Annotated in this window: 9 protein-coding genes; 6 read left to right on the plus strand and 3 right to left on the minus strand. The window is 64.2% G+C overall.

Going from position 1 to position 12,784, the window contains the following annotated elements; translation table 11 throughout:
* Positions 1-12: 12 nt before the first annotated feature.
* The 6 genes from rho (at position 13) to WN72_RS01075 (ending at position 8,043) form a co-directional block, all read left to right on the plus strand.
* Positions 13-1,278 (plus strand): transcription termination factor Rho, encoded by a 1,266-nt coding sequence (gene rho, locus WN72_RS01050; protein WP_011083462.1) that lies wholly within the window; start codon positions 13-15, stop codon positions 1,276-1,278.
* Between the two features lie 316 nt (positions 1,279-1,594).
* Entirely contained in the window at positions 1,595-2,944 is a 1,350-nt protein-coding gene (gene mnmE, locus WN72_RS01055; protein ID WP_092211622.1) for a tRNA uridine-5-carboxymethylaminomethyl(34) synthesis GTPase MnmE, read from the plus strand.
* A 504-nt stretch (positions 2,945-3,448) separates the two neighbouring features.
* Positions 3,449-5,329: a tRNA uridine-5-carboxymethylaminomethyl(34) synthesis enzyme MnmG gene (gene mnmG / locus WN72_RS01060; protein ID WP_092211620.1), complete on the plus strand. Its 1,881-nt coding sequence runs from the start codon at positions 3,449-3,451 to the stop codon at positions 5,327-5,329.
* Between the two features lie 22 nt (positions 5,330-5,351).
* Positions 5,352-6,125: a 16S rRNA (guanine(527)-N(7))-methyltransferase RsmG gene (rsmG, locus tag WN72_RS01065; protein WP_092211618.1), complete on the plus strand. Its 774-nt coding sequence runs from the start codon at positions 5,352-5,354 to the stop codon at positions 6,123-6,125.
* A gap of 30 nt (positions 6,126-6,155) precedes the next feature.
* The gene (locus WN72_RS01070) at positions 6,156-7,010 is read left to right on the plus strand and encodes a ParA family protein (protein ID WP_092211616.1); all 855 of its coding nucleotides are present in this window, start codon (positions 6,156-6,158) and stop codon (positions 7,008-7,010) included.
* A gap of 145 nt (positions 7,011-7,155) precedes the next feature.
* Entirely contained in the window at positions 7,156-8,043 is an 888-nt protein-coding gene (locus WN72_RS01075) for a ParB/RepB/Spo0J family partition protein (RefSeq protein ID WP_167380553.1), read from the plus strand.
* Between the two features lie 292 nt (positions 8,044-8,335).
* On the opposite strand, the gene holA is transcribed toward WN72_RS01075, so the two are convergent.
* The 3 genes from holA to leuS all read right to left on the minus strand — a co-directional run bounded on the left by holA (position 8,336) and on the right by leuS (position 12,635).
* Positions 8,336-9,364, minus strand: coding sequence for a DNA polymerase III subunit delta (holA, locus tag WN72_RS01080; protein WP_092212355.1), 1,029 nt, complete (start codon positions 9,362-9,364; stop codon positions 8,336-8,338).
* A gap of 108 nt (positions 9,365-9,472) precedes the next feature.
* Positions 9,473-10,024, minus strand: coding sequence for an LPS assembly lipoprotein LptE (lptE, locus tag WN72_RS01085; RefSeq protein ID WP_027561694.1), 552 nt, complete (start codon positions 10,022-10,024; stop codon positions 9,473-9,475).
* On the minus strand, positions 10,011-12,635 hold the full coding sequence (gene leuS / locus WN72_RS01090) for a leucine--tRNA ligase (protein ID WP_092211611.1): 2,625 nt from the start codon (positions 12,633-12,635) through the stop codon (positions 10,011-10,013). Before leuS ends, lptE begins: the two co-directional genes overlap by 14 nt.
* Positions 12,636-12,784 lie beyond the last annotated feature (149 nt).

Here is a 12,784-nt window from a genome sequence, read left to right on the forward strand (position 1 = left end):
AGGACCACCCCAATGCGGGAAATTAAACTCCAGGACCTCAAGTCGAAGACGCCGGCCGAGCTCGTCTCGTTCGCGGAAGAGAATGGGGTCGAGAACGCCAGCACCATGCGCAAGCAGGAGCTGCTCTTCGCCATCCTCAAGCAGCTTTCGCTCGCCGAGACCGATATCGTCGGCGAAGGCGTCGTCGAGGTTCTTTCCGACGGCTTCGGCTTCCTCCGTTCGCCCGACGCGAATTATCTGCCGGGCCCTGACGACATCTACGTTTCGCCCTCGCAGATCCGCCGTTTCGGCCTGCGCACGGGTGACACCATCGAAGGCCACATCCGCAGCCCGAAAGAGGGCGAGCGTTACTTCGCGTTGCTGAAGGTCAACACGCTCAATTTCGAGGACCCGGAAAAGGCCAAGCACAAGGTCAATTTCGATAATCTCACCCCGCTGTTTCCGAATCAGCGTTTCCGCATGGAGATCGACGATCCGACGCGGAAAGACCTGTCTGCACGTGTGATCGACATCGTGGCCCCAATCGGCAAGGGCCAGCGCGCACTGATCGTGGCGCCGCCGCGCACCGGTAAAACCGTGCTGATGCAGAACATCGCGCACTCGATCACGCACAATCATCCCGAATGCTATCTGATCGTGCTCTTGATCGACGAGCGTCCGGAAGAAGTCACGGACATGCAGCGTTCGGTGAAGGGCGAGGTCGTGTCGTCGACCTTCGACGAGCCGGCGGTGCGTCACGTCCAGGTCGCCGAGATGGTGATCGAGAAAGCAAAGCGCCTGGTCGAGCATGGCCGCGACGTCGTGATCCTGCTCGATTCGATCACGCGCCTCGGCCGTGCCTACAACACCGTGGTGCCGTCATCCGGCAAGGTGCTGACCGGCGGCGTCGACGCCAACGCGCTGCAGCGTCCGAAGCGCTTCTTCGGTGCCGCCCGCAACATCGAGGAGGGCGGCTCGCTGACCATCATTGCGACCGCGCTGGTCGATACCGGCAGCCGCATGGACGAAGTCATCTTCGAAGAGTTCAAGGGCACCGGTAACTCGGAACTGATCCTGGACCGCAAGGTCTCGGACAAGCGCACCTTCCCGGCGATCGACATCTCGCGCTCCGGCACCCGCAAGGAGGAGCTCATCACCGATCCGCAGGTGCTCAAGAAGATGTACGTCCTCCGCCGCATCCTCAATCCGATGGGCACGATGGACGCGATCGACTTCCTGCTCGACAAGCTGCGCTCAACCAAGAGCAATTCGGAGTTCTTCGACTCCATGAATACCTGAGTGCGGTGCAGCAAAAGATCAGAGGGCGCCTTCGGGCGCCCTTTTTGTTTGTGCGGTCTTGCTGCGCAAAAAGTGCAGCATGGCCGGTGAGTACGATCGAAACTATCGGGTTTAGTAACTTATTGATATACAAGCAGAATGCTTGACTTTTATCGCTGATGAGTTGTGCGCGGGAGCAAGGTATTGCAGTAAAGGCGGTGTGGTTTGCTGCATTGCAATACAGATTTTGCTGCGCGCGGAGCCGCAGCAAAATCGACGACTGAGGCTGCTTGGAAAGCTGCGTTTGCCTTTTCCCCGCCAGCCGGACAAATAGGCCATGCATCTGCGAGACCAGACCATCTTTGCGCTGTCGTCCGGCCGCGCACCGAGTGCGATCGCGGTGGTGCGCGTCTCGGGTCCGCAAGCCAGCGCAGTCCTGACGGCGCTCGCGGGCAGGCTGCCGGCGCCGAGGCAAGCCAGCCGGCGACTGCTGCGAGATGGCGCGGGCGAGCCGATCGACGACGCGGTGGTGCTCTGGTTCCCGGGGCCAGGCAGCGCGACCGGCGAGGACGTCGCCGAATTCCATGTCCATGGCGGCCGCGCAGTGCTCGTCGCACTCTTCGCCGCTATTTCGCTCATTCCGAATTCGCGTGCGGCCGAGCCGGGTGAGTTCACGCGGCGCGCGTTCGAGAACGGCAAGCTCGATCTCACCGAGGCCGAAGGCCTCGACGACCTCATTCATGCCGACACCGACCGTCAGCGGCGTCAGGCGCTGCGTCAGCTTGAAGGCCTGCTCGGCAATCGCGCGCGCGACTGGCGCGAGCGGATCATCGAGGCGTCGGCGCTGATCGAGGCCGGCATCGATTTTTCCGACGAGGGTGATGTGCCGGCCGAGCTGATGGCGCCGGCGGTGCACGCGATCGGGGCGCTGCATGATGAGATTGCAAAAGTCCTTGCGGCACAGGGACGTTCTGAACGCCTGCGCGAGGGCATCGTGGTTGCGATCGCCGGCGAGCCGAATGTCGGCAAGTCGACGCTGATGAACCAGCTCGCGCGCCGCGAGGTCGCGATCGTCTCGCCGCATGCCGGCACGACGCGTGACGTGATCGAGGTGCAGCTCGACCTCGACGGTTATCCGGTCACGGTCATCGACACCGCTGGTATTCGCGAGACCGATGATCCGGTCGAGCAGGAGGGCGTGCGCCGGGCGCGGGCGCGCGCGGAAGACGCCGACCTCGTGCTGTGGCTGGTGGAGGCTGAGCAAGTCGTCGATCCGGATGCGATGCGGTCGCTTCGGAAATCCGGAGACGATCATCAGTCAGGCGGCCCGGTCTGGATCGTGCGCAACAAGATTGATCTCGGGTTCGAAGCCCGGTCGCCGGGAGAGTTCGCCATTTCGGCAAGCCGGGGGGATGGCATCCCGGCCCTGGTCGACGCGCTCATAAAATTCGCCGCCGAGTTTTTCGGAACCAGCGAGGGCGCGTTGGTGACCCGGGCGCGCCAGCGCGAGCTGCTGGGCCAGGCGCGAGATAGCTTGCGCCGGAGTCTGGACCTTGTAGAAGAGGGCGAGGAGCTCGCCGCTGAAGAGCTTCGTTCCGCGGCTTACGCCCTGGGCCGGCTTTTGGGCCGGGTGGACGTCGAGGACGTCCTTGGGGCCATTTTCCAGAAATTCTGCATCGGAAAGTAGCGCTAGTTCTTCATTCTAGAACTAGTGCTTGTTCCATTGTTTGTATTTCACGTGGAACAACGAGCCGATTGGCTCGACCAGGTTTCACGAGAAACGCGGCGGCAATCGCTACCGAGAGAGTAGTGGGTCCCAACGCGCCCGTCGACTTCGCCGCGGGAACGGTGCCGGCTGGTCAATGGCGAGGAGCTCTTGCGACGAAGCAATCCAGGCTGCTTCCGCGGAGGCATTATGGATTGCTTCGCTACGCTCGCAATGACGGGCTTAGTGTCAACCTCGCTCTCCCACGCCTGCGCCCCGGTGTCGCGGTGTTAGCTCTGTCGCCACCCTGTCGCGTCGTCGGACCAGCTTGTTTCACGTGAAACAGCAGTCCGCTCAGCGCCCGCCTACTGTGCATGGGGTTGTTTCCAAGAAATCGCTCTCGCCCCCGCCGTCCGTTTCACGTGAAACACTCGCACACCCAGTTTCTACTTCCGGCTTTCACACCTCTGAGCTAGAAGTCGGCCCATGCGAACAGAGCGAGAGAGCTTCGACGTCATCGTGATTGGCGGCGGCCACGCCGGCTGTGAGGCTGCGGCCGCGTCTGCGCGGATGGGCGCAACGACCGCTCTGGTGACGCACCGTTTCGCCACCGTCGGTGCGATGTCCTGCAATCCCGCCATTGGCGGTCTCGGCAAAGGCCATCTCGTCCGTGAAGTCGATGCCCTCGACGGCCTGATGGGCCGCGTCGGCGACGCCGGTGGTATCCAGTTTCGCGTCCTCAACCGCCGGAAGGGTCCCGCTGTGCGTGGTCCTCGGGCCCAGGCGGATCGGAAGCTCTACGCCGCCGCGATGCAGGCCGCGATCCGGGAGACCGTGAGTCTTTCGGTCATCGAAGGTGAGGCCGACGAGCTGATCGTGGTCGACGGCCGGGTGACCGGGCTGCGCCTGGCAGATGGCCGGGAGCTTCGGGCAGGGGCTGTTGTGGTCACGACCGGCACCTTCCTGCGCGGTCTGATCCATCTCGGTGAGCAAAACTGGCCAGCCGGTCGAGTCGGTGAGGCCCCGGCGATGGGTCTTTCGACCTCCTTTGAACGCGCCGGCTTCACCCTGGGACGGCTCAAGACCGGCACCCCGCCGCGCCTGGACGGCACCACGATCGACTGGTCTGCGGTCGAGATGCAGCCGGGAGACGAGCCGCCGGAGCCGTTTTCGGTGATGACGGAGCGGATCACGACCCCGCAGATCCAGTGCGGCATCACCCGGACCACGGCCACGACCCATGAGGTGATCCGGGCGAACGTCCATCGTTCCCCGATGTACTCCGGCCAGATCAAGAGCTCCGGTCCCCGCTATTGCCCCTCGATCGAGGACAAGATCGTCCGCTTCGGTGACCGCGATGGCCACCAGATCTTCCTGGAGCCGGAAGGGCTCGATGACAGCACCGTTTATCCCAACGGCATCTCGACCTCGCTGCCGGAGGAGGTCCAGCTCGCGATCCTCGCCAGTATCCCCGGCCTCGAGCGGGTCAAGATGGTCCGGCCGGGCTATGCCATCGAATACGACCATATCGATCCCCGCGAGCTCGATCCGACCCTCCAGACCAAGCGTCTGCGTGGCCTGTTCCTGGCCGGGCAGATCAACGGCACTACTGGATACGAGGAAGCCGCCGGGCAGGGCATCGTGGCCGGCCTGAACGCCGCGCTCGCCGCCAGTGGCGCGGCGCTGACTGTGTTCGACCGCGCCGACGGCTATCTCGGCGTGATGATCGACGACCTCGTCACCCGCGGGATCACCGAGCCTTATCGGATGTTCACCTCGCGCGCCGAATACCGGCTGACGCTGCGGGCTGACAATGCCGACCAGCGCCTGACCGAAAAGGGGATCGCTCTCGGCTGCGTCGGGAGTGCCCGGACCCAGCATCACCGCGCCAAGATGGACGCTCTGAACGCCGCCCGGACCCTCTCGAAGTCGCTCACGATCACTCCGAACGAGGCGATCAAGCATGGACTGTCCCTAAACCGGGACGGCCAGCGCCGTTCGGCCTTCGAGCTGATGGCCTATCCGGAGATCGGCTGGAGCCAGGTCCGATCGATCTGGCCCGAGCTGTCCGCGATCGATCCCGTCATCGCCACCCATCTCGAGATCGACGCCAAGTACGACGTCTACCTCGAGCGCCAGAGTGCCGACGTCGAGGCCTTCCGCCGCGACGAGGGCATGGTGCTCTCGGATGTCGACTACAAGCTGGTCCCGGGTCTCTCCAATGAGGTCCGCGCCAAGCTGGAGAAAGCCCGCCCGTTCACGGTCGGCCAGGCCGGCCGGATCGACGGCATGACGCCGGCGGCGCTCGGCATCCTCGCGGCCTATCTCCGCCGCGAAGCGCGGAAAACCTCCAAGGCAATCGCATAAGCCAATCGTATAGGCGTTTCACGTGAAACAGCGCGGACCGGGCGGGGACAGACCGCTATCCCGACGACCCGGAGCGGGTGAGGGCGCCGCTCGCCGATCCGACTCGGCGCAGGCCAAACCGAAGATCGACAAGGCCAGCGCGAACGATCAATCGCTCGACGCCGTCATCGCCGCCGACAAGATTGCCGCGCTGAAGGTCGCTTCCGTTTCACGTGAAACCGAGGACCGGCTCGATCGCTACATCGCGCTGCTGCGCGAATGGCAGGCCAAGACCAATCTGGTCGCGCCCTCGACCCTGCCGAACCTCTGGACGCGGCACATCGCCGATTCGCTTCAACTGGTCGATCTCGCGCCGACCGCAAGGCGCTGGGCCGATCTCGGCAGCGGCGGCGGCTTTCCAGGCGTGGTGCTCGCCTGCGCCATGGCGGGGACGCCGGGCACGAGCGTCCATCTCGTCGAGCGAATCGCCAAGAAGGCCGCGTTTTTGCGTGAAGCAATTCGCGTCACCGCATCTCCGGGGGTCGTACATCTCGCTGAGATCGGGGATAATGTGGATAGAATCACTGGCCCCGTCGATTGCGTCACCGCGCGTGCGCTGGCTCCGCTACATCAACTCATCGGCTTTGCGGAGCCGCTGATGCGCCAGGGCGCAAAGGCGCTATTTCTCAAGGGTCAAGATGTAGAGGCTGAATTGACCGAAGCCGCTAAATATTGGAATATTCAGCCGCGACTCTACCAAAGCCGGACTGGGGACGGCTGGATCGTCGAGCTGACTTCGGTTGAACGACGCGGGTGAAACGTTCAGGGGTTGAGTGGGGAATTTGCGATGACCGTGATTGACGAGCCGCAGCAAGAACAGACCACAGAAGTCCCGCAGGGCCACCCGCGCATCCTGGCGCTGGCGAATCAGAAGGGCGGGGTGGGAAAAACAACCACAGCGATCAATCTCGGCACGGCACTCGCTGCGATTGGCGAGCGTGTCCTGATCGTCGATCTCGATCCGCAGGGCAACGCCTCGACCGGCCTCGGCATCGACCGCCGCAACCGAAGCTGCTCGACCTATGACGTGCTGATCGGCGAAGCGAGCTTGCGTGAAGCGGTGGTCTCGACCGCGGTGCCGCGGCTGCACATCGCGCCCTCGACCATGGATCTCTCCGGCCTCGAGCTCGAGCTCGGCACCACGCCCGGCCGCGCCTTCAAGCTGCGTGATGCGATCGGCGCGCTCAACAACAATGTCTCGCCGGACGCCGACTACACCTATGTGTTGATCGACTGTCCGCCCTCGCTCAACCTGCTCACGGTCAACGCGATGGCGGCATCCGACGCGATCCTGGTGCCGCTGCAGTGCGAGTTCTTTGCGCTCGAAGGTCTGTCGCAATTGCTGCAGACGGTGGAGCAGGTGCGCTCGACGCTCAACCCGAGCCTGTCGATCCACGGCATCGTGCTGACCATGTTCGACTCGCGCAACAATCTCTCGAACCAGGTCGTCGCCGACGTCCGCCAGTTCATGGGCGAGAAGGTCTACAAGACCATGATCCCGCGCAACGTGCGCATCTCCGAGGCGCCGTCCTACGGCAAGCCGGTGCTGGTCTACGATCTCAAATGCGTCGGCAGCGAAGCTTACTTGCGGCTCGCCACCGAGGTCATCCAGCGCGAGCGCGAGCTGCGCGTCACACATTGACGGTGCCGTAGGGTGGGCAAAGGCGTCTTCGCCGTGCCCACCATCTTCCGCACATGACCAACCGGTGGGCACGCTTCGCTTTGCCCACCCTACGATTCGAAATTCAGTTCTGGAGTGCTGCACCGTGAATCCAAGGGAGTTGGCAATGGCCGACGAAGCGCGTTCGCGATTGGGCCGGGGTCTTGCGAGTCTGATCGGTGATGTCGGCGGCGAGGCTCAGCACGTCGACCGTCCGCGCACGCAGCGCAAGGTACCGATCGAATTCCTCAAGGCCAATCCGCGCAACCCGCGCCGCACCTTTTCGGACACCGAGCTGAAGGAGCTCTCCGAGTCCATCAAGCAGCACGGCGTGATCCAGCCGATCGTGGTGCGGCCGGTGAAGGGCGCGCAGGACCGCTACGAGATCATCGCCGGCGAGCGGCGCTGGCGCGCTTCGCAGATGGCGGGCCTGCATGAAGTGCCGATCGTCCCGGTCGACATCAGCGACAGCGATGCGCTGGAATTCGCGATCGTCGAGAACGTGCAGCGCGAAGATCTCAACCCGATGGAAGAGGCGCTCGGCTATCACGCGCTCGCCAACGAGTTCAAGCGCAGCCAGGACGACATCGCAAAGGTCGTCGGCAAGAGCCGCAGCCACATCGCCAACATGATGCGGCTGACAAAACTGCCGACCGAGGTGCAGGCCCTGATCACCAGCGGCGATCTGACCGCCGGCCATGCCCGCGCGCTGATCGGTGTGCCCGATCCGCTTGCGGCCGCCAAGCGCATCGTCGAGGAAGGTCTCAACGTCCGCCAGGCCGAGGCGCTCGCGCATGAAGAGGGCGTGCCCGAGCGCAAGCCGCAGAAGGCGCGCTCGACCGGTGGCAAGGAAAAGGACCCCGACACCATCGATCTGGAGAAGCGCGTCAGTGACGCGCTCGGTCTCAAGGTCACCGTCAACCATCGCGACCCCGGCGGCTCGGTCCAGATCAACTACCGCAACCTCGATCAGCTCGACGAGGTGATGAAGCGGCTCGCCAAGGGCGTGCTGTAGACGTACCCACTCTCTATCACCGTCCCCCTGAGGTGGCCGCTTCTTCAGCGGCCCTCGAAGGGCGACGGCCCGGCTGCATCGGGGCCGTTCATCCTTCGAGGCTCTCCGCGCGCCGCGTTGCGCCACGCGGCTCGCACCTCAGGATGACGGATCTGACGTTTCGCTGCGTTATTGCGGCGCATCGGTTTCCACATCGTCATTGCGAGCGCAACGAAGCAATCCAGAATCTCCCCGCGGAGGGACTCTGGATTGCTTCGCTGCGCTCGCAATGACGGCAGTAAGAGTGGAGACCTCAGCCCCGCCGCTTCGCGTTCGCGGCAATCGCCATCAGTGTGCGCTGGGCGATGGCGGCGGCGAGGGTCGATTGCTTGCGGGTGTCGAGCGCGGCGGTCGCGAGTTGCTCGATCACGGCGGTAAGCCGCGCCACGCTGAAATTGCGCAGTGCCGTTTCGACCATAGGCTTGCGCGAAAAATGCAGCCGCGGATAGCCGCCGTCGAGCACCGCGGAGGCAGGCTGTCCGTCGGCGATCGCGAGCGCGGATTTGTGCAGCCACGCCGCCTGGCGCTGCGCGGCCGAGATGATTACGCCGGGATAGGTGCCGGCGATTATGGCTTTTGCGAATTCGGTCTCGACGATATCGGGCCGGCCGGCGAAGGCGCCGTCGACTATCGGATCGAGCTTCAGTTCGGACGCATCGGCGACCACGGACATCACATCATCCAGCGTGATCTCGCCCTTGCCATGAGCATAGAGCGTGAGCTTGCGCAGCTCGTTGCGCGAGGCCTGGCGGTCGCCGCCGAGGAAGGACATCAGCGCGGCGCGGGCATCCTGCGTGATGCGCAGATTGGCGATGCGGAGCTCGTCTTCCATCAGTTTTGCGAGGTCGCGCTCGGTGTCGGGATAGCAGCCGATCGCCACCGCGGTCTTGGCCTTCTCGCAGGCCTTGCGCAGCGGCGACTCGGGGCGCAGCTCGCCGGCCTCGATCACGATGCGGCAATCCTTGACGCTCATGTCCGCAAGCGTGTCGACGCCGCTGGCAAAGCTGCGCGAGCCGGCGCGGATGCGGATGGCGCGGCGGCCGCCGAACAGCGGCACGGTCATGGCTTCATCGACGAGGCGCGACGGCTCGGCCGAGAGCTCGTCGCCGTCGAGCTTGACCAGCGAGAAGGGATCGTTGGGATCATCGACTGCGGAGGCGATCAGCGCATCGGCGCGCTCGCGCACGAGCCCGGCGTCAGGTCCATAGAGCAGGATGATCGGACGGCCCGCATCGGGGCGGGCGAGGAAGGCATCGATCTCTTTTCCGCGCAGCGCGACCATGATCCAGATCGTCATTCCGGGGCGCGCGAAGCGCGAACCCGGAATCCAGAGGTTGGGGATCGAGATTCCGGGTTCACGCTTCGCGTGCCCCGGAATGACGGGAGTGACTTACGTGCCCGCGGTGAAGAACGCGGCGAGCCGGGTCGTGATGTTTTCGGCGATCTCGTTGGCGGCGCGATCCTCGGCGTCGCGCACGGCGCGGTTGCGGGCGAAGCGCTGATAAGAGCCCGGCATGTCGTAGGACACGCGCGAGAACGTGGTGCCGGTCATCACCGACTTGCCGGTCGCGACCTCGATCAGATTGTACTGGGCGTCGATCCCGTAGTTTTCGCTGGTCGGCAGGGCCGTATTGGGATCGACCAGCAGCGACGACTTGCTGGAAGTGAAGCGGATGTCGAGGCGGTGGGTCGGCGGCATGCCAGTGGCGGTGCCGTAGAGCTTGAAGGCCAGGGCGTTGCGGACCTCGACGCCGACACGGGCCTCGCGGGAGGCGTTCGGCTTGGCGATCGGCGGAAGCTCGACCCCCATCAGCTTTTCGCGCAGGCCGGGGGTGCCGTCGGTACGCTCGGCATACATCGGCTGGAAGCAGCCGGCCGTCAGCGCCGCCAGAGCGGCAACCGCCACCAAGCGGGCTGCGATACGGATCCTAGCCGACAACATTCACGATCCTCTTGGGGACGATGATCACCTTGCGGACGGGCTTGCCGTCCAGGGCCAGCTTTACCGCATCGAGGGCCAAAACGGCAGCCTCGATTTCCGGATTCTGGGCCGCTGTTGCAACTGTGACCTCGCCCCGCTTCTTGCCGTTGACCTGGACCACCAGGGTCACGCTGTCTTCAACCAGCAAATCGCGTTCGATTTGCGGCCAATTGGCCTCTGAAACCAGCCCGGAGTGACCCAGAACCTGCCAGCACTCCTCGGCCAGGTGCGGCATCATCGGGGAGAACAGTTGGACCAGGATCTGGCTCGCCTCCCGGATCGCCCAGGCCAAATCAGGGGCCGGCTGGCCGGGACGCTGCAGCACCTCCGAAAACGCATTCGTGAACTCGCGGATATGGGCGAGGCACACGTTGAAGTGCAGCCGTTCGATGCCGGTGGTGATCTTGTCCAGCGCACCATGGGCCGCCTTGCGCAAGGCGGTCGCGTCAGGGCCGAAGGAGGCCGGCCGATCCGCCGGCGCGGCCTTGCCGAGATCCACGGAGTCGTTCACCAGCCGCCACAGCCGCTGCACGAAGCGCGAGGCGCCCTGGACGCGCTCGTCGCTCCAGATCACGTCGCGGTCGGGCGGGGAGTCCGACAGCATGAACCAGCGGGCGACGTCGGCGCCGTAGGTTTCGATGATGTCGTCCGGATCGACCGTGTTCTTCTTCGACTTCGACATCTTCTCGATCGGGCCGATTGTGATGTCTTCGCCTGATGTCAGCAGCGTCGCGCGCCTGCCATTAGCGCCGATCTCGATCTTCACCTCGGCCGGCTGCACATAGGTGCCGTCGGCCGTCTGGTAGGTCTCGTGCACCACCATGCCCTGCGTGAACATCCCCGCGAACGGCTCGTCCAGCGCGATGTGTCCGGTCGCCTTCATCGCGCGGATGAAGAAGCGGCTGTAGAGCAGATGCAGGATCGCGTGCTCGACGCCGCCGATATACTGGTCGACCGGCAGCATCCGGTTGGCGACCGCAGGCGTCGTCGGCGCGTTCTCGTTCCAGGGATCGGTGAAGCGCGCAAAGTACCAGGACGAATCCACGAAGGTGTCCATGGTGTCGGTTTCGCGTTGCGCCTTGCCGCCGCATTTCGGGCAGGTGACGTGCTTCCAGGTCGGATGATGGTCGAGCGCGTTGCCTGGCTTGTCGAAGCTCACATCCTCCGGCAGCACCACCGGCAACTGGTCGTCCGGCACCGGCACCACATCGCATTTCGGGCAATGGATGACGGGAATCGGGCAGCCCCAATAGCGCTGGCGCGAAATGCCCCAGTCGCGCAGGCGGAAATTGACCTGGCGCTCGCCGACCGGCGCATTGCCGCGCAGCTCGCTCTCCAGACGCTTCGCCACCTCTTCCTTGGCCTGATCGATGGTCATGCCGTCGAGGAAGCGCGAATTGATCATGCGGCCGTCACCGTCATAGGCGGTGTCGGTGATGACGAATGATTTCGGGTCCTGGCCCTCGGGGCAAACGACCGGCGTGTTGCCGAGACTGTACTTGTTGACGAAGTCCAGGTCGCGCTGGTCGTGCGCCGGGCAGCCGAAGATCGCGCCGGTGCCGTACTCCATCAGCACGAAGTTCGCGACATAGACCGGCAGCTTCCAGGAGGGATCGAACGGGTGCACCGCGCGGATGCCGGTGTCAAAACCCTGCTTCTCCGCGGTGTCGATGATCGATTGCGCGGTGCCGATCTTCTTGATGTCGGAGATGAATTCCGCAAGCTTCGGGTTCTTCGCGGCAGCGGCCTGCGCCAGCGGATGATCCGACGAGATCGCCATGAATTTCGCGCCGAACAGCGTGTCGGGGCGCGTCGTGAAAATCTTCAGCTCGCTCTCGCCGGCAGGTGTCGTCGCCTGATCCAGCGCGAAGCGGATCAAGAGGCCCTCGGAGCGTCCGATCCAGTTGCGCTGCATCAGCCGCACCTTGTCGGGCCAGCGATCGAGCCCGTCCAGCGCCGACAGAAGCTCCTGCGAGTACTTCGTGATCTTGAAGACCCACTGGCTCATCTCGCGCTGCTCGACAATTGCGCCCGAGCGCCAGCCGCGGCCGTCGATCACCTGCTCGTTGGCGAGCACGGTCATATCGACCGGATCCCAGTTGAGCTTGCGCTTCTCACGCTCGGCGAGGCCCGCGGCGAGCATGTCCAAGAACATCTTCTGCTGATGCTTGTAGTAGCTGGGGTCGCAGGTCGCGAATTCGCGTGACCAGTCCAGCGACAGCCCGATCGAGCGGAGCTGCTTCTTCATCGCGGCGATGTTGTCGTAGGTCCAGGACTTCGGCGCGACCTTGCGCTCGATGGCGGCGTTCTCGGCCGGCAGGCCGAACGCGTCCCAGCCCATCGGGTGCAGCACGTTGTAGCCCCTGGCGCGCATGAAGCGGGCCAGCACGTCGCCGAGGGTGTAGTTGCGGACATGACCGATATGGATGCGTCCGGACGGGTAGGGGAACATCTCGAGGACGTAGTATTTCGGCCGCGAATCGTCGTTCTTCGAGACGAAGATCGCTTGTTCGTCCCATTGGCGTTGCCAGCGCGGTTCGGCGTCGCGGGCGTTGTAGCGTTCGGAGGTCATGGAATCGTTGGTTTTCTTGGATTCGGCCGTCTAAAGACGGCGGACTAGGCCATAGAAGTCCTCGGGGGGTCAATGGGTTGCCGCGATTTGGAACTTTGGCCAGCGGCATCCGCATAAGTACTGAACCCTCGTTGGGGGGTGATTAAGGG

The organism is Bradyrhizobium arachidis (genome assembly GCF_015291705.1).
GTDB lineage: Bacteria > Pseudomonadota > Alphaproteobacteria > Rhizobiales > Xanthobacteraceae > Bradyrhizobium > Bradyrhizobium arachidis.

What these genes read in the sequence shown, in the direction of transcription:
- rho (WP_011083462.1), top strand. Translation starts at nt 13, where the DNA reads ATGCGGGAAATTAAACTCCAGGACCTCAAGTCGAAGACGCCGGCCGAG.
- mnmE (WP_092211622.1), top strand. Translation starts at nt 1,595, where the DNA reads ATGCATCTGCGAGACCAGACCATCTTTGCGCTGTCGTCCGGCCGCGCA.
- mnmG (WP_092211620.1), top strand. Translation starts at nt 3,449, where the DNA reads ATGCGAACAGAGCGAGAGAGCTTCGACGTCATCGTGATTGGCGGCGGC.
- WN72_RS01070 (WP_092211616.1), top strand. Translation starts at nt 6,156, where the DNA reads ATGACCGTGATTGACGAGCCGCAGCAAGAACAGACCACAGAAGTCCCG.
- WN72_RS01075 (WP_167380553.1), top strand. Translation starts at nt 7,156, where the DNA reads ATGGCCGACGAAGCGCGTTCGCGATTGGGCCGGGGTCTTGCGAGTCTG.
- holA (WP_092212355.1), bottom strand. Translation starts at nt 9,364, where the DNA reads ATGGTCGCGCTGCGCGGAAAAGAGATCGATGCCTTCCTCGCCCGCCCC.
- lptE (WP_027561694.1), bottom strand. Translation starts at nt 10,024, where the DNA reads ATGTTGTCGGCTAGGATCCGTATCGCAGCCCGCTTGGTGGCGGTTGCC.
- leuS (WP_092211611.1), bottom strand. Translation starts at nt 12,635, where the DNA reads ATGACCTCCGAACGCTACAACGCCCGCGACGCCGAACCGCGCTGGCAA.